Genomic DNA, 24,342 nt, shown 5'->3' with positions numbered 1-24,342 from the left:
ATTAGACATGAGTATTGCCGGAAAAACAGTAGCTCTGATAGGCTCAACAGGTATTTTAGGATCTGAATACGTTAATTTTCTTTCAAAGAATAACGTTACACTTATCATAGGAGATGAGAATATATCAAGATGTAATCTCCTTGCTGATCAAATGGAAAAAGAGGGATACGCAAGACCAGAAACATGTCGAATCGATCTTTATGATGAAGGGTCTATTGTCAACTTTTTTAAAGTCATAGCAGACAATTATAAGCAGCTTGATACACTCATTAACAACGCCCAGGTAAAACCGCCAGGCTTTTATGATTCTTTTGAAAATTATACGAAAGAAACTCTGATGAGTGTACTTGACGGGAATACAGTTGGAATGACTTTGTCGTGTAGAGAAGCCTGTAAAATTTTTCTGAAACAAGGTAAGGGCAATATCATCAATGTGGCTTCTATTTATGGCCTCAAGGCGGCAGACCAGTCCTTATACGATAATGTTAAGAACATTTACAACCCCGATGAAAGGTTTTCATCTCCGGTGTCGTATGCCGTTTCAAAGGCCGCGGTACTTCACCTTACCAGGTATCTTGCTTCTTATTACCGAGGCAAGAATATTAGAGTCAATACGCTTACGCCCGGAGGGGTTTTTGACAACCATGATGATGAATTTGTGAGTGCTTATGCAAAGCGTAATTTTTTGAACCGTATGGCAGACAGAACCGACTATAACGGTGCTATTGAGTTTTTAATTTCTGATAAATCCAGCTACATGACAGGAGCCAATATTGTAGTGGACGGAGGCTGGACAGTTGCCTAAAACCTCTGTGTTTAATAACATGGTGTTGTTGCTAAAGAAGTTTCAAAGCAGTACACACCTTAAAAATTTTAAAAATTTTATAGGTGGTGGTGTTTTATTCCTGGCACTGAATTATGTAGTTAACTTCATAATCAATACCAAGCTTACTAAGGACCAATTAGGGCTTTTTTCTTACTATCAGAATATATTTGCCTTAATATCTTCTGTCCTTATCCTTGGGATGCATCATGGCTACCTAAGGTTCAATGAAAACTTAAACTCCCTTCCTCATCTAAGCAAACACCTCGGTAAATATCTTTTGGGAGTTACCCTCGCCCTGTATCTGGCGATAGGTGTGGTGCTGAACGACTTCTATACTTCTTCACTCATATTTCTTGTGCTGTTCAATGAACGTACCTATTTCTATCGTTCTGTGAAAAATATCAGGACGATGAACCTTTACAAGGTTGGTTATGCACTGATCTTGCTGGCTTCACTTTTACTTTTTTTTCAGGTTGGAGACAACGATTATAAGAAAGTCTTAGGGCTTATAGGGTTTAGTTATGCTCTTGTTTATATAGTCAACGGGACTTTTAGCAGGTCATCTCATCTAGGCTTTAAAGACCGGACAATCACATTAAAAGATTGGTTAAAGTATTCCGTTCCTATAGCATTAACGGAAATATTGTCTTGGACCCTTCAGTATTCAGATCAGGTATTTATAAAGCTCTTTTTTACTGAAGTTGATCTATCTAACTACTCCATTGCCGGTAGGGTACTCAGACTAATAAAGGCCTTTACATCCTTGTTTTTGCTTTATTATCCTCTGCTCTATTTTGAAGAGGCTAGAAAATCCAACTTTGCTACGATCAGGAAATTTAGGGCATCTTTTATTACTATACTCCTCATAATGACACTTTCGTTGATCGGGTTTAAAGACTACATTTATATTCTTCTTGGAGCAAGAAAATACCTAGAGTACACTGGTGTTTTTACGATCCTCATAGTTGGCGAATTTTTGAGAATATCGAGTTCTATATATTTGACCTATCGAACTTACTTGAAGCAAACTTTTTACATGACTATAATTGCATTTTCTACAGCCGTTTGTTCTGTAGGTTTGAACTCTTTACTATTAAAACAGGGGGATATTTATACAGCTGCTTACGTTCAACTTACCTGCTCCATATTGTATTTGCTTTTGACATTTCTATTTGTGTTCAAGCAAGAGAGAGCCTATTTCACAACAAAAAAGAATGAGTAATAGAATTGTTTTAATAGGGTATCCTGCTGAGTATTTTCTAAGCCTGGCCTTATATTTTGAAGAAAATGATCTTGAGACGTTATGGATTGTTTTCCTCAATGCTGATTATGAATTTCTCAAAAAGAATGGCGTCAATAAAGATAATATCTGTTATGCAAACGAGGGCTTTAAGTTTGAGAAGAACAAGGACATTGGCTCACTGAAACTTGAGCTTAGTGAAGTGGAAAAAGTGTCGGACCTTATGGTCAACGACATCATCTTAATGGACAGAAACCTTTCAACAAAATCTTACGATTTTTGTATTCAATACCTCGGGCACATAAAACATCGAATCGCTGATTTCATTGATCAGCACAAACCGGGAATCGCTACTACCTGGCGGGATACGGCACCTCAGATTTTAGGATCATTGGTATGTAAAACCAAAGGTATCCAGTGCACCATTGCTACGAGAATAAGAATACCCAATGACCTGTATGGTTTTTCTACCAGCATTTATACTGACGACCTTATTGAGTTGAGGCGTGAGAATGTTGAAGAAGACAAAAGCTGGGCTGCTGACTTCTTGAAAGAGTTTCGTGAGGGGAAGGAAAAGGCAGAGCTTAAAATTGCCACCAGATCCTTTATGGATGTATTGAAGTTAATTCCAAATCATCTAGGAGCATTCTATTACAATTTGAGAAGATCGTTTGCAGACTGGGGAAATAATTTTAACAGGTACACGATCTTGCAGATTCTTACCATGTATCTGCGAAGGCGATATCGACTGTTCATTTTTAAGTTAATAAAGCCTTATGTCAAGAAAGTGGATACAGAAGCCAGGTTTGCTTTGTATGCACTTCATACCCAACCGGAATCATCTATTGACGTTCAAGCATCTTTTTTCTCAAATCAAATCGAGACTATAAGAATCATTGCCCGAAGCCTGCCTGCAGATTACTACCTGTATGTGAAAATACACCCTACGGATGTAGACGGAAAGAGCCTTGACTACTACAATGAAATACGTTCAATCCCCGGGGTTAGGTTAATCAATTACAGCTACCCAACACCGCTGCTTATGAAAAAAGCGGAATTGATATTCTCTTTGACGGGTACCATTGCCTACGAAGCGGCTTTATACGGTAGAAAAGCCATTGTATTTGCCAAAAACTTTTACAATCATTTTCCCACTATATTTCCTTGCAAATCTCCGCTAAGTCTGAAGCATCAAATCAGGGAGGTGCTCGAATTAAAGCTCGATAAGAGTAAGCTGGATGAGCAGATCATTGAATCACTCGCATATCTGAAACCAAGAGTGGTACAGGGTTCTCCTTCCCGTGTTTATGGTACTAAGTATGAGCTTCTCAGAGAGTCGGATAAGGAGGTGTTGTTGGGGACATATCGATTGCTGGCTAACCAACAAGTCTGATTATCTTAATACATTGAATTTCAAATACATCAAAACCGAAAACTAAAGCTCAAATGCTGAGGAAGGTCCTGGTACTTCTTACATTCTTCCTTATTGGGATAGGTAAAAACCTTCCTTATGACGGCCTTTATTTCTTTGGCCTGAGCTTTGGTGATTTTTTGCTTTTGGCCCTTCTGTTTGAGGTTATCATCAGCAAGCGTCCTGAGTTATATGAGGTTTACAGGTCCAAATTGAATGTACCTCTGGTGCTGATCGGAATCTGGCATGTTTTGTCATCACTTCTGAATGCTTCGAGATATGGGCTTGAGTTTGTCGATTTGTTCGAAGGATTAAGGGTGTTTTATTACATCCTCATTTTATGGTTTTCAGCCTATTATTCACTCTTTTACAGGGGTTGGGTCATTGTATTTTTCAACTTTGGGGTGATTGTCTCGGGAATCGTGGCCTATAATAACCCGATGAACCCAGACCTTATTGGCACCATTCAGATTTTTAACCCAAATGTGATCGGAAACATATTGGTTTTCTCCAGTCTGTTCTGCATTTACGGCCTAAAGATTGATAAGAGAAAAACCATCAGACGCATTCTCGTAATTCAGTTTTTTACCTGCTTTGTTATTGGACTATTTACCTTTTCAAAGGCTACCTGGTTAATGCTCGTAGTTTGCCAGATTGTTTTCTTCAGTCATTTCTGGAAGTACCTGACTAACCTGTCCTTATACAAGCGCCTGACTGCATTTCTGGTGCTGGTGGTTGGTATATACTGGCTTACCCAAACGGAAGAATTTCAAGCGGCTTGGAAGCTTGGTACTGTATTGCTGGAATCGAAAATTGCCGTTTCAGGCTTTGGAGAATCAGCGGGTGGCGGAAGTAGTGTAGGTGCCCGGGTTGGCCTATCTTATAGCGGATTTTTGATGGCAGCTGAACATCCGGTTTTTGGGGTGGGCGTAGGCAATTTTGAAAGGGTAAATGACTCAATGAGTGACATACTGGGGCTCTACTATTACAAAGACGACAATGCCAATAGTTTGATTTTCCACTTAATGGCGACAATCGGATTTGTAGGTTTTGCTTTTTTCGCAGTGATTTTATTAAACTTCTTTAAGGTACTGTTTTCGCTAAGAAAAAAAGGAATTGTTTCATTTGCCCAAGTCATGCTTACCATCCTCATAGTTGGGGTATCAATAAATTTTCAGAGGGAGTTATTCACAACCTATTTCTTTTGGTTTTTCTATGGCTTCGTCTTCATGTTAAATTCAGAATCAAAATATGACCAAAGTTCTGTTGCTGGATCCGTCAATTTATAATGACGGAAATAGTCCTAATGTGGGTGATCTAATAATCTCCCGAGCTGTTGTTAAACAGCTTAAATCAATCTTTGGGGAAGGCTGTGAAATCATCAGGCGGTCTTCTCACAGCTACTTAAAGTGGTCTGACAGAGGTATGTTCAAGAAAGTGGATCACGTATTTGTTGGAGGTAGTAACCTGCTGTGGTTCAGGATGTTTCCTCCTGCTTCTTTTAAGGTGGGTCTGACAGGAATGCTGTACTACCGAAATCTAGTCCTGTTTGGAGTAGGATGGGGATCTTATGAAATGGGGAGTAAAGGGTTCTGGTCGAAGTACATCGCTAATAAGATTTTGAGCAAAAACCACAATCACTCTACTAGAGACAGAATGACTGCGAATAAGCTAAAAACAGACCTTGGGTTTGAAAATGTCGTCAATACTGTCTGCCCTACTCTTTGGTTTCTAGTAGAAGGAGAAGAATACAAATACCGCTCAACCAAGGGTAAAAAGTGTGTTTTCTCACTTACTGATTATGACAAAGACCCTGAAAAGGATTCATTCCTGATAAAGACCTTGATGGAAAACTATGGGCCTGAAAACGTAATTTTCTGGCCGCAAGGAAAGGGAGACCAGAAATATGTAGAGACACTGGGCTATAAAGGGAAGTCTATCAAAAGAGACCTGGAATCTCTCATAGCGTATTACAAGCAAGGTGACGAATTGGATTATATAGGGACCAGACTACATGCTGGTATACTAGCCCTTGAATTCCACGTGAGAACTTTAATCATAGAGATAGATAATCGTGCCAAGGAAATTGCTAGGGACACTGGTTTGCCTACTATTTCCAGATCTAACCTTCAGAACCTGAATGGCATGATACAGAGCTTTGAAACGAATATTACCTTGCCAGCAAAAAAAATCACTGATTGGAAAAATCAGTTCAGCCAAAAATGAAAATCGTCCATGTAATTGCGTCCCTTGGGCAGGGTGGAGCTGAAAGGGTTTTGGTTGATTTATATAACAGTAAAGAGCTTAAAGACCATACTCAGTACATCGTTATGCTGTCCAAGACCGTAGCCTATGGACATTTGGTTCGGGAAAACTCCAATGTAGTTGTATTTGAGTTTGAACCTAACCTGAGCTTGTTTTCCAGGCTTTTTGAGGTAAAAAGCTTTTTTAAAAAGATACAACCAGATGTGGTCAATTTTTGGCTTTACAAGTCGATCGTGCTAGGGGGCTTACTGTTCCCTTTCAAAAAGAACGTTTTCGGGCATATTCATCATAACCTGCAAGATTATCAGAACGAAAAATTCTTTACAAAAGCGACTATTAGGCTCACTAAGCTGATAGCCAACCTTGGCTTAATGAGGAATTTTATTTTCGTTTCAAACCGTGGGTATAATTACCACAAGAAGTTTGGTCTGAAAATGAAAAACGCCTTGGTTATCCCAAACGGGGTAGACCTCACCCGCTTCAGTATGGTGACCAAAAACTCCCGAGACCAAGCAAGGCAGTCTCTGGGTATAGACATGGACGCTCTTGTGATCGGTAATTTTGGAAGATTTGATCCTATAAAAAATCATCAGCTACTTGTGGGAGGAATCGCTGATTTTAAATCAAAAAACCCGGAGGTAAGTGTAAAGCTAATCCTTGCTGGATCTGATGTAAATGAGAACAACAAAGGCTTGGTTGCTTTACTTGAAGAGTTCAATTTACTGGACCAAACAATGCTCATGGATGAGGTGAAAAAGATCGAGAACCTGTATCATGCCCTAGACCTTTATGCGCTTACCTCTCGAAGTGAAAGTTTCCCGATGGTGCTATGTGAAGCTATGACGACCGGGATTCCGTGTATTTCTACTGATGTCGGGGACAGCGTACTCATTTTGGATAAATATGGAAAGATCATAGACAATGATCCTGCCTCATTGAGCGGCTGTATCACAGAAATTATTGAACATAAATCTTATTATCAATCTGATGCCTTCAGGTCTGAGTCAAATGATTCTGTGTCTTCAAGGTTTGAGATGAGTAAAGTACACAAGCAATACGAGAAAGTTTTTGACCAATATACCAGTTCATAATCGTACCAAAATATCAACCTCGTACTCATAGTAAAATACGCGGACTCTTTCAGCTCAAGCAGATTGATTGAAAGGTTCTGGACGCAGAAATAGTGATATAGAATGAGTAAAAAAATAAGGCTGCTATTTATAATCACCAATGCCGATTTTGCCGGAGTCCCGATTCACGTACTCAATATTGTAAAAAACTTAGAGCAGGTCCAGTTCGAAATCCAGGTAGTCTTTGGGAATCATGGCCCCATTATAGAACATTTTGAAGCCTGTAATGTGGAATGCGTATTTCTTGAAAACATGAGAAGTGACTTCAATGTCAAATCTGATTTAAGGAATATCAGAGTACTCCGTGGAATAATAAGGCAATTCAATCCGGATCTTATTCACTGCCATAGCGCTAAAGCCGGCTTGCTTGGCAGAGTAGCGGCAGCACTTGAGAAAAAAAAGTGCATTTACACCATTCATGGTTGGGGTTGGAGAGGCAAAGGGGTTCTCAAGAGCTTATTGATTTACGGAATGGAGGTGTTTGGGTATCTGGTATCAGGAAATCACTTCATATGTGTGTGTGATGATGTCAAGCAGCAATTCTTTATTACCAGAAAAAGTAAGAAGGCAATTGTTCAACTGAACACCGCTAATGACTATTACCTTTCCTCCAAACCTGAAGATTCTGACAAGGTAAGGATCGTTATGCCAGCTAGGATTGACAATGCCAAGGACCACCATACCGTTATCAAGGCCTGGGCAAAAATGAATACCTCCAAGCTTGAGTTGACCTTTTGCGGTGAAGATACCGACTCTGATACTTTCAGGTCTCGGGCCCTTGGTCTGCTGGGAGAAAAAATTAGGACAGTCAGGTTTCTTGGGAGTATTTCAGACATGAGCCAGATTTACAGTCAGTGTGATGTTTTATTGTTGTCTTCAAATTTTGAGGCATTACCTTTGTCGATTATTGAAGGAATGAGTGCCGGGTTGCCGGTAGTGGCATCAAACACTGGTGGCATTCCCGAATTAGTGGCCAATGAAGTGAACGGTTTTCTGTTTGAAGTAGGAGACGATGATATGTTGGCAGCGTATTTAGAGATCCTTTCGGATAAGGAGTTAAGAGTAAAGATGGGGCGTGAGTCTCGAAACAGATATTTAAAAAATCATGATGGAGACAAGTTCATTGAGCAATTGACCTCCACATATAAAGACATAGTAAATGAGTAAGACATTAATATTGGGGGGGTCGGGTTTCGTTGGCTCTTATTTAATTAAAGAGTTAGGTGTCAATTCACTACAGAATTTTGACAAAAACCCTAGCCCTTTTTTTAATAAGCATACCATCATCGGTGACATTCGCAACGTTGAAGACTTAGCATCACTCGACTCAGACTTTGATACTGTTGTGCTTTTGGCGGCAGAACACAGGGATGATGTAAGCCCAGTTTCGGTGTATTATGATGTTAATGTCCAAGGGACCAAAAACGTTCTTGATTTTATGGATAAGTGTGGGATCAAAAGATTGATTTTTACTAGTTCAGTGGCTGTTTATGGCCTTAACAAAGACAATCCTGCCGAAGACCATCCTGAAGACCCCTTTAACCACTATGGGAAAAGCAAATGGCGAGCCGAACAAGTGATAAAGAAGTGGTATGATGATAATCCTGAGGGTAAGTCGGTGACGATCATACGGCCAACTGTGATCTTTGGTGAAAGGAATAGGGGAAACGTTTATAACCTCTTAAAACAAATAGCCTCAGGAAGATTCCTGATGATTGGCAGTGGGCAAAACAAGAAGTCTATGGCCTATGTAGGCAATGTGGTGAGTTTTATCAAACAGTGTCTGGACACTAAAGCTTCCGGATACAACGTTTATAATTATGTAGACAAACCTGACCTCAACATGACTGAGTTGGTGTCTTTAATTGAGGCTAAACTCAATATTGACATTCCTAAACAAAGAATTCCATATGCATTAGGTATGCTTGGAGGATATTTCTTTGACCTTATGGCGTTTATAAGCAGCAAAAAACTATCCATCAATTCCGTCAGGGTGAAGAAGTTTTGCGCTACTACTCAATTTGATTCTTCAAAGGTACATAGCGTGTTTAGAGCACCATTCTCTTTGAAACAAGGATTAGAAAGAACTCTTGAATACGAGTTTACAAAACAAAAGGATGATGAGATTTTATTCTTTTCTGAGTAATTTCGCTGTTATTATTTAAAAATCTATTGGAACAGATATTACTAATAACTGGCACTTCCTTCCTCTTAACATTCTTAATGTTTCCAGTATTCATTAAGTTTTTCAAGAGAAGAAACTTTTTGGATGATCCGGGAGGGAGAAAGATTCACACGGTTCAGACACCAGCAATGGGTGGATTTCCCATCTTTGTTGGGTTTGCCCTCTCAATTCTAATTTGGGCGCCTTTTGAGGTGTTGAGAGATATTAAGTATGTAGTAAGCGCCATTTCTATAATGTTTGTGATAGGGTTTAGGGACGACTTAATTAATCTCCGGGCCTACCAGAAGCTTATTGGTCAAATCGCTGCGGCAATGATTATAATAGCCGTTTGTGATATTCGATTTACCTCTCTTTATAATCTTTTCGGAATAACTGAAGTGCCCATTGCCGTCAGTTATCTTCTCTCGTTGTTCACCGTCATAGTTATTACGAATGCATATAACTTAATTGATGGTATTGATGGTCTATCTGGTTCGGTGGGCATAATATCTACCTTGTTCTTTGGTATTTATTTTTATCTCAACGAACAGATTGGTTTTGCTTTAATTGCACTTTCATTGTGCGGTGCTTTGTTGGCCTTTTTGAATTATAACTGGGCTCCGTCAAAAATATTTATGGGCGATACCGGCTCTTTATTCATCGGCTTTTTCTTGTCTATTCTCACCATCAGATTCATCGACTTTAACCATACTAATGCTGGAAGCGAATTTGCATTCGGTGGCTCTATTGGTACTGCAGTAGCTGTCTTAATACTGCCATTGGCCGATACTTTCAGAGTGTTTGTGAAGAGAGTGCTTCGAGGCAAATCACCCATGCATCCGGATCGCACACACGTTCATCACATTCTATTAAGGTTAGGCTGCAACCATGCCCAAGCTACAGGTATATTGGTTACGGTAAATATTATTTTTGTTCTATTGGCATTGGTGCTTAAAGACTTTTCCGATGCTGTGGTAATTCCCTCCATATTGGTGACCGTGATTGCTTTAGGCACCATACTGGACCTCATTTTTAAATCTGCGATTGAAAAACGTAAAGAAGAACTTAGGGAAAGAAACCGGGCTTCAAGAGAAGAGGCAAAAGTTATTTCTATACGCAATTCCGGGTAATCCAATTTTACCGCCTTTTCATTTCTTATTGCTTAGAGGGCTACAAATACCCCAATTCCTTCCTGTCAAAATCAACTAATCTCTTATCTTGCGATGTAGTTCACAAGCAAGAATGAGATCACGTCTTTTATCCAGCCCACTTCTTTTTTTAATATGTGCACTCATTTCCCTCAGCGGGTTAATGGCACAAACCCTGCCTGATTTTTCTACCATTAAAGTTTCTAGTCTTTCTGACCAGCAGATTGAAAGCCTGATGAAACAGGCAAAGGCCATGGGCTACAGTGAGTCCGATATTCTTACGTTGGCGCAGTCGCAGGGAGTAAATGCTCAAGACCTTGCTCTACTCAATGAGCGATTTGGCCGGGTGAAATCCATGAGGGCAAGCCAGGCAAAGGCAAATCCTGTAGGAGATGTAAGAATGAGGCAGCCATACGTAGACTCACTTCAGATGGTAGATAAGGGCGCTACAAGTATTTACGGTTTAGACATTTTTAGAAGAGGCTCCTTTTTGACTTTTCAAACCAATTTGAACCAACCAACACCCAAAGATTATGTATTGGGTCCGGGAGACGAGCTCTTTATCGATATATACGGTGCCTCGGAGAGTTATTACCAAACACAGGTTACTCCAGAGGGTACAATTATTTTAGAAAATTTAGGAGTTATTGCTCTCAATGGTCTTAGCGTTGAGCAGGCAGAAAGAAAAATTAGGCAACGGTTTGCAACGGTCTATGGAGGCATGAAAGGTGAGCAGCCAAATACTTTTCTAAGTTTGTCGCTTGGACAGGTTAGAAGTGTTGGCGTCAATGTTATTGGGCAAGTTCAAATTCCTGGAACATACAACCTTAGCGCGCTTAATACGGTGTTTAATGCTCTTTATGCAGCAGGAGGTATTACGGAAAATGGTTCTTTGAGACAAGTAAAGCATTTCAGAAAAGGCAAGCTGATTTCATCCATCGATATTTACGACTATCTGCAAAGAGGTTATGCAGAAGGTGATAACCGTTTGGAAAGTGGAGATGTAATTCTTGTTCCTCCCTATACAAATAGAGTTACCCTGACTGGGGCAGTCAAAGTTTCAGGTAAGTTTGAACTCTTGGAAAGTGAAACACTTGCAGATTTGTTGAATTATGCCGGTGGTTTTACGGAGAACGCTCTGAATGGCACTATTAAACTCAAACGTATTAGTGATGGCCAAAAACGGGTGGCCGATATATTAAGCGATCAGTACGAAGTTTTCACCATTAAAAACGGAGATGAATATACCGTTCAAACAGTCCTCAATCGCTATACTAATCGGGTGGTTATCCAAGGAGCCGTTTTCCGTCCCGGAAACTACGCCATTACCGATAACCTTGGTTTGGCCGATCTAATTAAAAAGAGTGATGGCCTTAGGCCTGATGCTTTTCTCGATAGGGCAATTATTAGACGCGCCAAAGAGGATTTGACGTTCGAAACTATCTCCGTCAATCTACGCGATGTGTTGGAAAACCGCCAAACCGTTATTCTGCAAAGAGAAGATGTGGTTACCGTTTTCTCTAAGAATGAATTAAAAGAGGAGCACTTTATTGAAGTGTTGGGAGAAGTAAATAAACCCGGAGTGCTCGGCTTTGCCGATAATACATCGCTCAAAGATGCCTTACTCATGGCCGGGGGGCTTTCTAATGCGGCCTTTGGAGGGAGTATTGAAGTTTCCAGAAGATTATATTCTGACGACTCTGATGGATTTGGTATTTCTAAAACCTTCGCTTTTACAGTAGATCAAAGCGGATTGGCAACAGAGGCGGAATCGTTCATTCTTTCGCCTTACGATCAGGTGTATGTGAGGAGAAACCCTAACTACAAAAAGCAGCAGCTGGTTACAATTGAAGGTCAGGTAAGGTCGCCAGGCCAATATGCCATTCGCACACAAGGCGAACGTATTTCCGATTTAGTAAATCGTGCCGGGGGAATAAATGCGTTTGCCTTCGTAGAAGGAGCAACACTCATCCGTAAGACCGAGTTTTATGAAGAACCAACCGATATAGAGCAACAAATTGATCAACTCATCAAGCTGGAGGCTAAGTTTCAGAAAACTCCTGATTTACTAACTGAGGCCGAACAGTCTTTACTAAAAAGTATAAATGAGGACATTGCAGAGTTGGAGAAAAGGAGAGAATCTAATCAAAACCTTTCCTCTTTTGCTAAAAGAGAGCGCCTGAAAGAGGTTATTGAAAGAAATGCGCTTACAGACAATATTCAGCTGAAGCAAGCAGAGGCCATAGGAATTGATTTACAGTCAATCATTAATGAGCCAGGCTCTGTCTCAGATTTGCTGTTAGAGGATGGAGATGTACTGATCATTCCTAAAAAATCAGAAACCGTGAGGCTGAGAGGTAAACTTTTATACCCTACAACTACCAGGTTTGTAAAAGGGAAGTCTCTCAAATACTACATCAATAGTGCGGGAGGGTTCGATTTTAGAGCCAAAAAGAAAGGTACTTATGTGGTTTATGCCAATGGCGAAGTAGCTCGCACAAGAAGCTTCCTCTTTATGAAGTTTTATCCTAAACCAGCTCCTGGAGCTGAGATTATTGTACCAACGAAACCATTGGCTGTTCCCGTGAGGGTTCAGGATGTTCTGGCTATAACCAGTAGCCTGGCAACGCTAGCTTTAGTCATAAATCAAATCAGCAACTAAGATGAACTCGGAAAATCAGTATTTAGATGAGCCGAAGATTTCTTTGGGCTACCTGATTAGAAGATTTGTTTATTGGACAAACTTTGTTCTATCTAAATGGCTTAAGATAGGTGTGGGAACCGTATGCATTCTTTTGCTGGTAGTCGCATACAACTACCTTAAGCCGAAAGTGTATACGGCTAGAACAACTTTTGTGTTGGACAAAGATGGTAGCGGAGGAATTGGAGAATTAGGCTCTCTTGCTTCATTGGCCGGTGTTAACATTGGCGCCCTTACTGAAGGTAGTGTGCTCTTTCAAATGGATAATATTCAAGAGTTATACTTGTCCAGGCGAATGATTGAAAAAACCCTTCTTTCAGAAGTTACTATTGATGAAGAGCGTGTTCAAGTAGTCGAGAGATTTGCTCACTCCAATAAGCTCACCGAAAAGTGGATGAAAATTGGAGTAAACATTAAGGATTTTTCTCAGGTGCCAAGAGAAGCCTTTAGTCGAAAGCAAGACAGTTTGCTCAGAGAATCAGTGAAACTTGTCAGTGAGAATTTTTTAACTGTAGGTAAACCCAATAGAAGAGCTGCCATTTTAGAGGTGGGTTTTAAGCACCAAGATGAGACACTCGCAAAGGTGTTTACGGAAACACATGTGGCCAATGTAAACCAGTTCTATTTGGAAACTAAAACGCAAAAGAGTGCCGCCAATTTGAAAGTTCTCCAGTACCAGGCCGATAGTGTTAAGAACGTGTTGGACCTTTCGTTGATGAGACTGGCCCAGGTTGATGAAAATATTCCAAACCCAAACCCACTTTATAAAACTTATCAGGTACCCTACCAAAAGGCAATGATCGATGTACAGGCCAATAGTGCTATCTATCAGGAAATAGTAAAACAGTTGGAACTGGCTAAGGTGGCTCATCGCAACCAAATGCCTCTTATTCAAATTATAGATAGCCCAAGGTATCCATTACCCAACAACCGGTGGAATCTTCTAAAGACACTAATCATTGGCGGTGCTTTAGGAGGTCTTCTAATGATTGCCTATGTTCTTTCCAGAGAAATATTTATGAGCGCACTAGAAGAGGTGCAATAAATAATTAGAGGTTTGAATTCGATAGTACATCGCTTCACATTAATCCTTAGAGGAAATACCTTCTCCAATTTTCTTCACCTCTCTCTCAATCAAGGAGCTAACCTCCTCACGACTATTATACTAACCCCTTTTCTTTTTAAGCGGATAGGGGAAGATCAATATGGACTCATTAGTCTCGCACTTACGGTTACCATGCTGTTTGGTATAATAGTGAACTATGGTTTTGGACTTAATGTGCCTAAGCAGTTGGCATTGGTGCAGCAAGACCGGGAACGTAAACAAAGAATAATCAATGAAGTAGTCGTTACCAGGCTTGTTTTGTCCTTGCTCTTGGTTCTACTGATGTACGTTTTAACAACATTACTGGGCTTCTTCTCTGAATACTCCACCATACTTCTGTTTTCTGCCGTGTTGTTGCTCAATGATGCTGTTTATCCAATGTTCATATTACAGGGTTTTGACCGACTGTCGTGGATTTCTAAGAGCAATGCTATTGCTAAAATTTTGTATTTAATTCTCGTTGTATTAGTGGTTCAAGGTTCAGATGATGCTAAATGGGTTAATTTTATTTTGGGAGTATCTGGAGTAGCTGTTAATCTGGTTCTGCTTGCTTTCATTTACCGATATGAGTCCATTCGTTTTCAATGGATTGAGTTGTCCAACGTTTTTTCTAGGCTCTTGGATAATTTTCAGTTTTTTTCCTCCACGATTGCTTCTTATGTGCTGGTAAATGGAGGTTTTATTTTGCTTAGCAATTTTGTTACAAATACGGAGCTTGGTTATTACGCGGTTGCTCAAAGAATTTCAGTATTGCTGCGCATGATCCCTGTTTTTATCACTCAATCTATTTTACAGAAAGCAACCCGTCTATATGAAGCAGATAGGGGAGCATATAGATCATATGTAAAACGTAGTTGTTTCAACGGAATGTTAATTACACTTGCAGTTGGGGTGATTGTATCAGTTTCGGCACCATGGATCATTGAGTTTCTTACGGGTAACAGAGTTACATTAGCTATTAAACTCACTCGGATTTTGTCATTTTTGCCATTTATGGGCATGCTAAACATACCTAATATGATTAAAATTCTTGTAACAGATAGAAAACAAATATTGGCCCAGGCTATTTGGATTACGGCTTTAGTTATGCTCTTGTTGAGTACGGCAGGAGCTTATTTTTATGGTAGCTTGGGTATGGCATTGGCTTTAATGGTGTCAGAAGTTTTCAATTATTGGATACACCACTACTTAATTGGCAAGGTAGAGGTTAGATCCAATTTTACTTCCAAATAAAACCAGGTAACCTAAAAAAACGAAGGATCTTGTTTATAAGAGTAAGAATCTTATGCTTGAGTACTGAACCTTTGTTGCTATGGTAATTGTGACTGTAACTTTCTACCCCACTTTTTAGATCCATCGGTTTGGGACGTTGGCGTTTTTCAATAACAAGTACACTATCATAAAAGTGCATTGAGTCAGTAGTTCGTGTAAAAGAGTCAGGCTTAAACCCTGCTTGTCTGCTATGATAAGCATTCAGTTGGTCTATAAGCCTTTTACTGAACTCAATGAAGGTTTTTCGCCTTCTTAACCCCCCTCCGTATTCAAGCCAATAGGAAGTGTGCAAGTCTTCGCAGACATATACCCCTTCCTCTTTCACGTGGGTATACATTTCTTCAAAAGTAATGCGTTGTTGTTTCATTGTATGTCCGCCATCGTCAATTAAAATATCTATCATTGGAATTTGAGCTTTTAGCTTTTGAAGAAAAGCACGATCTGTCTGAGAGCCAATATGAATGTGAATGTTTTCTTCTTCTAAGGACTTGCAGTTGGGGTTAATATCTACTCCATGGATTTCTACCTGACTTCCAAAATAGTCTTTCCACATTTGGAGGCTGCCCCCCTGAAAAACCCCAATTTCTAAGATCACAATAGGTTTGTTTCTGAACCGACTAAAATGGCGTTCATAGATATCGAAATAGTGACTCCATTTATGAATCAATCTTTTATCATTAGAATTGAAGTACTTCTCTAGGTCAGAACCACTGGTGTTAGGTATATCAAAACGCATGAAACGGAAATTACTCAGTGATTTATAAAAACATAAACTAGTGTGGGGCTACCACTAAAATCAAATTTAATTGGATTAGCTTGCTATTGCGGATTTTGACTAAGATTTTCATGAAAGTTTTGTAGAAAAGAGTAAGACAAATCTTTTCTCTGGTTTAATACCATACTTTGATAAAGTATCTGAATGAAAAAGAGTGTTGTGGTCACTGGTGTGGCAGGTCTGATTGGAAGCCGATTGGCAGACTGGCTAGTTGAAAATAAACCCGAATATGAGATAGTAGGGATTGATAACCTGAGTGGCGGATACCGATCGAATATATCTGATAAGGTAACCTTTTATGAACTTGACTGCTCGTCTACCGAGGTAAAACAGGTTTTCGAAAAGCATAAACCTGAATACGTTTTCCACCTGGCTGCTTACGCTGCAGAAGGGCTTTCACCATTTATTCGAAAGTACAACTATCAGAATAACCTACTGGCTACAGCCAATATTATTAATGAGTGTATACGACATAGTGTAAAAAGGTTAGTTTTTACTAGTTCAATGGCCGTTTATGGTAATGGAAAACCACCTTTTGAGGAATCTCATCAGCCCGCACCAATAGACCCTTATGGTATTGCTAAATATGCTTGTGAGATGGACATTCAGGTAGCGGGTGAGCAACATGGTCTGGATTGGTGCATTATTAGACCGCACAACGTTTATGGAGTCAAACAGAATATCTGGGACGTCTATCGCAATGTGTTGGGAATCTGGATGTACCAACGTTTAAACGATCAACCTCTTACAATTTTTGGAGACGGTAGTCAAAGAAGAGCATTTAGCAGTATCAATGATTTTGTGGAACCATTGTGGAATGCGGCTGTAAACGAAAGAGCGTCACAACAAATTATTAACCTTGGTTCTGCCATAGAATATACCATCAAAGAGGCTGCTGAAATTTTAATTGACGTAATGGGAGGTGGTGAGGTGCAATTCTTACAGAAGCGGCATGAAGTAAAAAATGCGCATCCGAGTTGGCAGAAATCTGTTCAAATTCTGGGGTTTAAAGACAAAACCAGTTTAAGAGAAGGGTTGGCTGAAATGTGGAACTGGGCAAAGTTGCAACCCAATAGGGAGCGGTTTGTATGGAAGGAGTATGAACTGGATAGTGGGATCTACGATTTTTGGAAAAAAGGGTAGATCTGATAGACCTGTTAGATAAGGGAATAAAATTAAAAGAGACAGGGGCTAAATTCCTGTCTCTTTTTTATTCTTATTTCTCTATTAGTAATCTCTTGGTTTCTTTAAGCTCACCATTCGAGATATATCTCACAAAATAAACCCCTTTCTGAAAGTTTTCGCTGGTAATCTCAATAGTATCTTTCCCAGCCCTCTCAATAGTTCGAATAATTTCTCCGTTGAGGTTTACAACTTCTATATGTGATGCGTTCCCATCGAATGAAGTATTGAACGTAACTTTAACTGAAGAACTTGAAGGGTTTGGATAGATGATCATCTTTTGTTCTTCTAACACTATACTGTTTTCCTTCCGCAAAGAAACGAGGTTCTTTTTTAGAGAATTGACCTCTTCGGTGAGCATATCAATAGTTTGCTTTTGGTCTTGTAGCCCTCTGATTAAGAGAGGTATCATTTCAATATAATTTACACTATACCCTTCCTGTTCATTACCTGCTACCAAATTGGGATATGTGTTAAGGACTTCTTGAGCCATTAATCCGAAATGAGACCGATTGCTTGGATCATCTTTGTAGCTATACGTATAAGTTTTAATCTTATATAGATCAAGGTATTTGGCTATATCTGATGATATATTCTTTTTAGACCTGATATCAGAAGATGTAAAATACCCATAAGATTGTACTGAACCAGCGATATCTAAAGAAAAGAGCGTGCTAGGATTAGATTTGTTTATTCCTACATTTGCGGAAGTAGGGATTGATGGATTTTTCTTGACTATAAGGTAATTTCCCGAATAGTTGTTGAAACCACTAACCCGTAGTGGGTCTTCTGCTGCTGTAATCATAACACCATTTCCGAACTGGTTGATGTTATCAAATGCTGCTATTGCATCTGTACTGTTCGCTTGAACATAAAGTTGCTTGGTTGTAAATGGAGCATTTACGCCAATTCTTACATAGCCATAGGTAGCCGGATTACATGTCCAGCACCAATGGTCTTGAGCAAATAAAGAATTGCTTAATGCACAAAGGCTCAAAACAACAAATGAGTAAATAATTTTTTTCATGTGTATAATTGTTTTATGTTTAAATTATATTCAATTAGCATTATATTATTTTGAAAAAGAATAAAAAATCTAAATTTTTACATATATAAAAATGCTGTATAAGGCATAATATATAAACTCTTCTTAGGAAAGAGATTTAATTGGTCATGTATATATTTACTTTCTATTTTTATTCATTTTTACCAATTAACTAGCTCATCTTCTGCTTTCATTTAACCAAGATATTTTTCAGGATGGGCTGCCTATAAATATGGATACTCTATCTATAGCCATAGTTATTGTTAATTGGAATAGTTTTTATGTAACTGCTCAGTGCCTAGAATCACTTAAAACGGTAAATTATCCAAGATTTGAGATCATTCTAATAGATAATGGTTCAAGTGATGGATCCGGAAACAGATTGAAGGAGAAGTTTCCAGAAGTTACCTTAATAGAAAGCCGTAAGAATTTAGGATTTACTGGCGGTAATAACTTAGGTATCCAGTACGCATTAGATGTAGACCATGATTTGGTTATGTTATTGAATAATGATACTGTGGTTACCCCATGGTTCATTAGATATTTGACAAATAGGTTAATTTCTGAAAACCTAGCTGCCATTCAACCGAAAATAATGTACAACTATGACCGCAGCATTATTTGGAATGCAGGGGGTAAATATGTTTCCTTTTTCACTTTGACTAAAACCAGGGGGGAACGCGTCAAGGATAAGGGCCAGTTTGATCATTTGCTATATACCGACTGGATTACCGGGTGTTGTTTTCTTATTTGGGCAGATGTAATCAGAAAAATCGGATTGCTAGATGATAAGTTCTTCATTTATCATGAAGATGCTGATTGGTCATTAAAAATTAGAAATTTGGGAATGAAAATGGCATTTGAACCCAATTCTATAATTTACCATGAGGCAGGTATGTCCGACTCTAATAGAGACAAGCATGGTGAAGGTAATGTTTCTCCATTTTCTCACTATCAGAATGTCAGAAATCAGCTTTATATGATACGAAGATATGCTCGTGGAATTAACCTGATTGGTTCATGGGGGTATCAGATAATAAAACTCGCTGGATTTTCTCTCTATTTTCTCATAAAAGGGAGATTTACTAAACTTAAGTTTGTCATTAGGGGTATCCGAGATGGTCTGACTACTTGATTTAGCTAATGAAAATAGTTCAGGTTCATAATATCTACCAGGGAAAAACAGGTGAAGAAGCCGTACTGAATGAAGAGAAATTAGTCATGGAGGAAAATGGCCATGAAGTAGTCCAATTCATTAAGGATAACTCCGATTTAGATAGCTTTTCGAAACTTGAGAGGATTAGAATGTTACTTTCCCTGAATGCTTCAACAAAGATTGCTGATGAATTTGGGCAACTACTCGATACTGAAAAACCTGATGTCTGCCATGTGCATAATACATTCCCAATAATAACCCCCGTTGTTTATGAGGTATGTAGGTCACGGAAAATCCCTGTGGTTCAAACCCTGCACAATTATAAAATGATATGCACCAACAGTCTACTATTCCAGAAAGGTGAGGTCTGTGAGCTGTGCATCAATAAGAGTCTTTATCACTCTATTCAGTACAAGTGCTATCGGGGTTCATACCTGGCAACTGCTGCTCAGGCACATGTTATTCAGCATCATAGAAATAAGGGTACCTGGGACAATTTAATTGACAAATACATTTGCCTTACCGAGTTCCAGAAACAGAAGCTAGTATCGGGAGGTCTACCAGAGGCAAAAGCTGTAGTTAAACCTAACTTTTTAACTCAGGCAGGAACGAATATCGAGCATGGCTCATTCTTCCTTTTTGTTGGAAGACTCAATGATTCGAAAGGTCTTCAGGATTTGCTGCAGCTATTTAAGCATAACAAAACCTCTCGGTTCATACTCATAGGTAAGGCTGAGGAACCTGCAATATTTAAAGAATTCCGGAATGTGGATTATTTGGGTGAACAGGAGAGGGATGTAGTATTAGAACACATGAGAAAGTGTAAAGCAGTATTGTTCCCTTCTAAGTATTACGAGGGAATGCCTATGGTAATACTTGAAGCATTTTCTCATCAGAAGCCAGTAGTCGCCAGAAATACAGGAGCCATGTCTTCCATGATTGAGCATGAATTTAATGGTTTGAAATACGACCATACCCAGGATTTCCTCAAGGCCGTAGAACGACTGGATAAAGACGAAGATTTGGTTGAATCTTTTGGAAAAAATGCTCTTAAGTCTTATTTCGAAAAGTATTCAAAGGATAAAGGATATTCGAACCTACTTAATATCTATAGTTCAGTGCTCAGTCATTGATTTATTGATAAATTTGGTTCTAGCCTGAGTCGATCTGATGATTTTAGTTGCCGCCATACTTCTTATACTTTATATAGCTTTTTTTGGCTATACGATACATCAGGTAATAAGGGGGAATCTACAAAGTGTCTTTTTGTATGCCGTCACTTTCTTTCCGGTTTATGCTCTTTTCCTAACCAGCAATTTCGATGCTTTTGAATCACCTCTGATAATTAAGCTGATTCAATATTCTAAGGAGGTTATCATTTTTAGTGCTTTTGGACTTTGGATTTTTGGCCAAAAGAGACTTCTGGATAAGACATGGGACATTTCGAGCTTGGACAAAATTTTTCTGGCGTTTATTGGGCTGGCAATACTCTTTTTCGCTCTGGGCCTGGGTGAGGCAACAGTAACCAATCGTGCTATTTACCTTAAGAATATATTCCTAATCGGTATTTTTTACTGTTTTGGGCGTAATGTCAATATCAGTTTCAGTGAGTGGAATAAGGTTGTTAAGGTCATATTCATTACTACTATTCTGGCATGCGTTTTAGTGACTTTTGAAAAAGTTATTGGCACTCATTTTCATACCATTGCTGGATATGCTAAGTACAATACCTTTTTCACTGGAGAGGAGCCACAAGGTAGTTACGGCTTGGCCTGGACTTTTGAAGCTGAAGGAGGGCGGCCTAGGTATGGTGCCTTCTTTGCACATCCATTAGAGTTGGCTGCTTCTATGTTAGTTGTGGCATCTATTGGTGTAATATATCTGGTCTCGGTGCCATATAGGTCGAATAAGTTCAAATACTTGGGCTTCCTCTTTTGCGCATTTATTTGTCTATTATTTGCCTACTCAAGAGCATCATTTGCTTCCTTTTTTCTCTTGCTAGGGTTTATGGCTCTGATGCTGAGATATTATAAGCTAATAGGTGTTGCTTTGAGCATATCAGTCGTCATTGGTGTCTACATAGTATTCTTTGCTGCGAATGATATTCTATATTTTGTGGTGGATACCTTAACATTCCAGAACTCATCAAGTCTCACACATATAGTAGATTGGCTGAATGCAGTAAACAGTATAATCTCAAACCCTATGGGTATTGGTTTGGCTATGAGTGGAAATGCAGGAGGGGTTGAAAAGGACCTGATAGTTGGAGGTGAAAACCAATATCTGATCTATGGTGTGCAAATGGGAGTCATTGGTATGCTTCTCTATATCGGTATGCTGTATTATGGTATTAGAAATTCGTGGAGAGCATTCAGGCTTTCGCCTTCAAGAAGGGATGGGGTTATCCCATTTGTAGCGGCTTCTGTTAAGTTTGGTATGCTATTGCCACTCTTCACGGCTAATGCAGAAGCTTATATCTATGTTTCCCTAATTTCATGGTGGCTAATAGGTCATGCGGAGACCCTATATCAAAAATTTAGAAGGCCAGTTAGGGAAGAGGGTTTGAGCACTGGGAGACTTGAGATGAGCAGATGAAGAATAGGCCCAGGGTACTTATAGATTCTTTTCACTTAATCCAGGCACTAACAGGAATTAGAACCTATACAGTTCAGTTGTTAGCTGGTTTAGAGGAATTGGACCAGTCGGAGGTCGAATACATTATTTATCCTAATTGGAGGAAGCTCAATGGGACAACCTTTCTTCGCGGAAAGGTTAATCCACTGAAGAAAATCCTGAACCACGTTTTATACTTTCTTTGGAAGCAAGTTGTATTGCCTACTCTAATCCTATTCAAAAGAGTCGATCTGGTGGTAACTCTAGATTATCTCTTGCCATATATGAAATTTGGAGCCCGAAGCATTACCGTTTTTCATGATACATTTTATTGGGAATTGAAGGGAAACTATAACCCGCTGTGGAGAACTTATTTTTTGAAATCTGTAAAAGCAGGACTCGATGGTGATACACGGATAGTAGTCACAACAAACTATATTGGAGATAAGGTAAAAAGGATTATCACGGATGAACATCAACTCCAGGTGGTTTATCAGGCTCCTAAAGAGCTATCTCTGTCAGAAGAAAAACCCGATATCTCTGGTCTACCTGAAGGAGCAAAATACTTTCTTCATGTTGGTATTTTTGAAAGCAGAAAGAACATTGATGTATTAGTTCGTGCATTCAGTCAATTAATAAAGCAAGAATACTTTAAAGACTTCTATTTGGTCTTGGCTGGAGGTAGGGGTGTCGGAATTTTTCATGATGACTATTCCAAGATTTTGAATGTAATACATGAGTTGGAAATTGGTAATAGAGTGTTGATGCCTGGGTTTGTGCCAGATCATCAATTGGGTACTTTATATAAAAATGCATTTGCCTATGTATTTCCCTCCAGAGAGGAGGGCTTTGGAATTCCGGTAATTGAGGCAATGAGGTCAGAAATACCGGTTATAATTTCAAATCAAGGTGCACTAATGGAAGTAGCAAATTCTTCTGCTTTGATTTTCGATATGGATGATGTAGACTCACTCGTTAAATGTATGCTTCAATTAAAAAATGAAGAATCACGGGAGTCTTGGATAAAAAAGGGTAGCAAAAGGGCTATGGCCTTTTCAAAAGATAGATTTGCCGAAACATTTCACACAGTGGTAAAAAGTGCATTGACTCAGAAGTAGAGAAATAGATGTCAAATCAGAATAGCTTGAAAAGTAACTTACGTATTGGGTTTATTACAGCACTTGATCCAGAAGATAAAAGAAGTTGGTCCGGCATTTATTATAGAATGTACCAGGCGCTAAACGAACAGTTTGAGGAAGTGAATGCTCTGGGTCCAATTAGACTAAACCGTATAGACACTGTCAAAATGAACCTGAGTATTCTTCTGTTCAAAGTTTATCATCTTTTTCGATATGGTACTAAAACAAAAAGCATTCATTTACCGGCTAGAAGCAAAGCATACTCAAGGTTTTTTGAACGGAAATTAGAACATTTAAATGTTGATGTTCTTTTTGCTCCGGTGGCTTCATTGGAGATTGCCTACTTGAAAACGAGCATTCCTATCTGCTATTTTTCAGATACCACCTTTGGTCAGCTATGGAGCTACTATCATGATGAAAAAGGAATTTCTCCACTAGTAAAAAAACTGGGCAATAGAATTGAACAGTTGGCAATTGATAATTCAACCTCTCAGGTTTTTTCTTCGGAATGGGCGGCTCAATATGCTGTGGATTTTTATGGTGCAAATTCTGTGTTTGTAACACAATTGGGAGCCAATATGGACATGGATAATGATCTGTCTTTGAATTCCAGATCATTAAAAGACCAAATCAATTTATTATTCATAGGGGTAGACTGGAATAGGAAAGGAGGAGCAATTGTATATAAGACCTTTAAATCTTTATTGGACAAAGGGTACAAAGTTTCATTAACCGTTTGTGGTTGTGTTCCCCCCCATGAACATCCCAATATGAAAGTTATCCCATTTTTGAATAAAAATATTGAAGAAGATGTAAAGAAGATGAGGCAGTTGTATGAAGAAGCTGATATTTACTTTATGCCCACAAGAGCCGAAACATACGGTATAGTCTTTTGTGAAGCAGCGGCTTTTGGTTTACCCGTTGTTTCTACAAACACAGGAGGTGTTTCCTCAATAGTTGAAGATGGAAAAACTGGTTTTTTACTCCCTCATAACGCAGATACTAGTGACTATGTAGATACAATCGAAAGTCTTATTGGTGATGAGAGGTTGTATAGGAGCTTTTCGATTAATGCCAGAAAGAAGTTTGAATCTCAGCTCAATTGGAGTTCATGGGCAAAAGAGACCAGAAAGATTCTTGAGCAGACAGCTAAGGGTTTAACCTTATAAT

The 24,342-nt window shown here is 39.1% G+C and carries 20 protein-coding genes; 18 read left to right on the top strand and 2 right to left on the bottom strand.

Annotation, left to right across the window (positions count from 1 at the left end; translation table 11 throughout):
* Positions 1-7: 7 nt before the first annotated feature.
* The 12 genes from IE164_RS02515 to IE164_RS02460 all read left to right on the top strand — a co-directional run bounded on the left by IE164_RS02515 (position 8) and on the right by IE164_RS02460 (position 15,223).
* The gene (locus IE164_RS02515; protein WP_189628606.1) at positions 8-805 is read left to right on the top strand and encodes an SDR family oxidoreductase; all 798 of its coding nucleotides are present in this window, start codon (positions 8-10) and stop codon (positions 803-805) included.
* A 28-nt stretch (positions 806-833) separates the two neighbouring features.
* On the top strand, positions 834-2,048 hold the full coding sequence (locus tag IE164_RS02510; RefSeq protein ID WP_189628605.1) for a lipopolysaccharide biosynthesis protein: 1,215 nt from the start codon (positions 834-836) through the stop codon (positions 2,046-2,048).
* Complete coding sequence (locus IE164_RS02505; RefSeq protein ID WP_189628604.1) at positions 2,041-3,459, top strand: capsular polysaccharide export protein, LipB/KpsS family; 1,419 nt, start codon at positions 2,041-2,043, stop codon at positions 3,457-3,459. The genes IE164_RS02510 and IE164_RS02505 overlap by 8 nt, the downstream gene beginning before the upstream one ends.
* Before the next feature lie 53 nt (positions 3,460-3,512).
* A complete protein-coding gene (locus tag IE164_RS02500; protein WP_189628603.1) occupies positions 3,513-4,766 on the top strand; it encodes an O-antigen ligase family protein in 1,254 nt (417 codons plus the stop codon).
* Positions 4,729-5,703, top strand: a complete 975-nt coding sequence (locus IE164_RS02495; protein ID WP_189628602.1) for a polysaccharide pyruvyl transferase family protein — start codon at positions 4,729-4,731, stop codon at positions 5,701-5,703. The genes IE164_RS02500 and IE164_RS02495 overlap by 38 nt, the downstream gene beginning before the upstream one ends.
* A complete protein-coding gene (locus tag IE164_RS02490; RefSeq protein ID WP_189628601.1) occupies positions 5,700-6,833 on the top strand; it encodes a glycosyltransferase in 1,134 nt (377 codons plus the stop codon). The genes IE164_RS02495 and IE164_RS02490 overlap by 4 nt, the downstream gene beginning before the upstream one ends.
* Before the next feature lie 102 nt (positions 6,834-6,935).
* Positions 6,936-8,039 carry a glycosyltransferase family 4 protein gene (locus IE164_RS02485; protein ID WP_189628600.1) on the top strand — a complete coding sequence of 368 codons (1,104 nt, stop codon included), beginning with the start codon at positions 6,936-6,938 and terminating at the stop codon, positions 8,037-8,039.
* Entirely contained in the window at positions 8,032-9,018 is a 987-nt protein-coding gene (locus tag IE164_RS02480; protein WP_189628599.1) for an NAD-dependent epimerase/dehydratase family protein, read from the top strand. The genes IE164_RS02485 and IE164_RS02480 overlap by 8 nt, the downstream gene beginning before the upstream one ends.
* A gap of 77 nt (positions 9,019-9,095) precedes the next feature.
* Positions 9,096-10,166, top strand: coding sequence for an MraY family glycosyltransferase (locus IE164_RS02475; protein ID WP_189628598.1), 1,071 nt, complete (start codon positions 9,096-9,098; stop codon positions 10,164-10,166).
* 181 nt (positions 10,167-10,347) lie between these two features.
* A complete protein-coding gene (locus IE164_RS02470) occupies positions 10,348-12,846 on the top strand; it encodes an SLBB domain-containing protein (protein ID WP_189628597.1) in 2,499 nt (832 codons plus the stop codon).
* Position 12,847: 1 nt separating this feature from the next.
* On the top strand, positions 12,848-13,930 hold the full coding sequence (locus IE164_RS02465) for a GumC domain-containing protein (protein ID WP_189628596.1): 1,083 nt from the start codon (positions 12,848-12,850) through the stop codon (positions 13,928-13,930).
* A 12-nt stretch (positions 13,931-13,942) separates the two neighbouring features.
* Entirely contained in the window at positions 13,943-15,223 is a 1,281-nt protein-coding gene (locus tag IE164_RS02460; RefSeq protein WP_189628595.1) for an oligosaccharide flippase family protein, read from the top strand.
* On the opposite strand, the gene IE164_RS02455 is transcribed toward IE164_RS02460, so the two are convergent.
* A complete protein-coding gene (locus IE164_RS02455) occupies positions 15,210-15,998 on the bottom strand; it encodes a class I SAM-dependent methyltransferase (RefSeq protein ID WP_189628594.1) in 789 nt (262 codons plus the stop codon). The two genes, IE164_RS02460 and IE164_RS02455, sit on opposite strands and share 14 nt — an antisense overlap.
* Before the next feature lie 183 nt (positions 15,999-16,181).
* On the opposite strand from IE164_RS02455, the gene IE164_RS02450 reads away from it, so the two are divergent.
* Positions 16,182-17,180, top strand: coding sequence for an NAD-dependent epimerase/dehydratase family protein (locus tag IE164_RS02450; protein WP_189628593.1), 999 nt, complete (start codon positions 16,182-16,184; stop codon positions 17,178-17,180).
* 73 nt (positions 17,181-17,253) lie between these two features.
* Here the strand turns inward: IE164_RS02450 and IE164_RS02445 are convergent, their stop codons facing one another.
* On the bottom strand, positions 17,254-18,246 hold the full coding sequence (locus IE164_RS02445; RefSeq protein WP_189628592.1) for a T9SS type A sorting domain-containing protein: 993 nt from the start codon (positions 18,244-18,246) through the stop codon (positions 17,254-17,256).
* Between the two features lie 250 nt (positions 18,247-18,496).
* Here IE164_RS02445 and IE164_RS02440 point away from each other — a divergent pair, with 250 nt between their 5' ends.
* From IE164_RS02440 to IE164_RS02420, 5 genes are all read left to right on the top strand, one after another.
* Positions 18,497-19,399 (top strand): glycosyltransferase family 2 protein, encoded by a 903-nt coding sequence (locus IE164_RS02440; protein ID WP_189628591.1) that lies wholly within the window; start codon positions 18,497-18,499, stop codon positions 19,397-19,399.
* Between the two features lie 8 nt (positions 19,400-19,407).
* Positions 19,408-20,553: a glycosyltransferase family 4 protein gene (locus IE164_RS02435; RefSeq protein ID WP_189628590.1), complete on the top strand. Its 1,146-nt coding sequence runs from the start codon at positions 19,408-19,410 to the stop codon at positions 20,551-20,553.
* Positions 20,554-20,869: 316 nt separating this feature from the next.
* A complete protein-coding gene (locus tag IE164_RS02430; protein WP_189628589.1) occupies positions 20,870-22,015 on the top strand; it encodes an O-antigen ligase family protein in 1,146 nt (381 codons plus the stop codon).
* Positions 22,012-23,151, top strand: coding sequence for a glycosyltransferase family 4 protein (locus IE164_RS02425; protein ID WP_189628588.1), 1,140 nt, complete (start codon positions 22,012-22,014; stop codon positions 23,149-23,151). Before IE164_RS02430 ends, IE164_RS02425 begins: the two co-directional genes overlap by 4 nt.
* A gap of 26 nt (positions 23,152-23,177) precedes the next feature.
* Complete coding sequence (locus IE164_RS02420) at positions 23,178-24,341, top strand: glycosyltransferase family 4 protein (protein WP_189628587.1); 1,164 nt, start codon at positions 23,178-23,180, stop codon at positions 24,339-24,341.
* Position 24,342: the final 1 nt, after the last annotated feature.

It is taken from the genome of Roseivirga thermotolerans, assembly GCF_014653175.1.
GTDB classification, from domain to species: Bacteria; Bacteroidota; Bacteroidia; order Cytophagales; family Cyclobacteriaceae; genus Roseivirga; species Roseivirga thermotolerans.
Note: the sequence above shows the minus strand (reverse complement) of the source record. Positions and strands in the feature narration are given on the sequence as shown.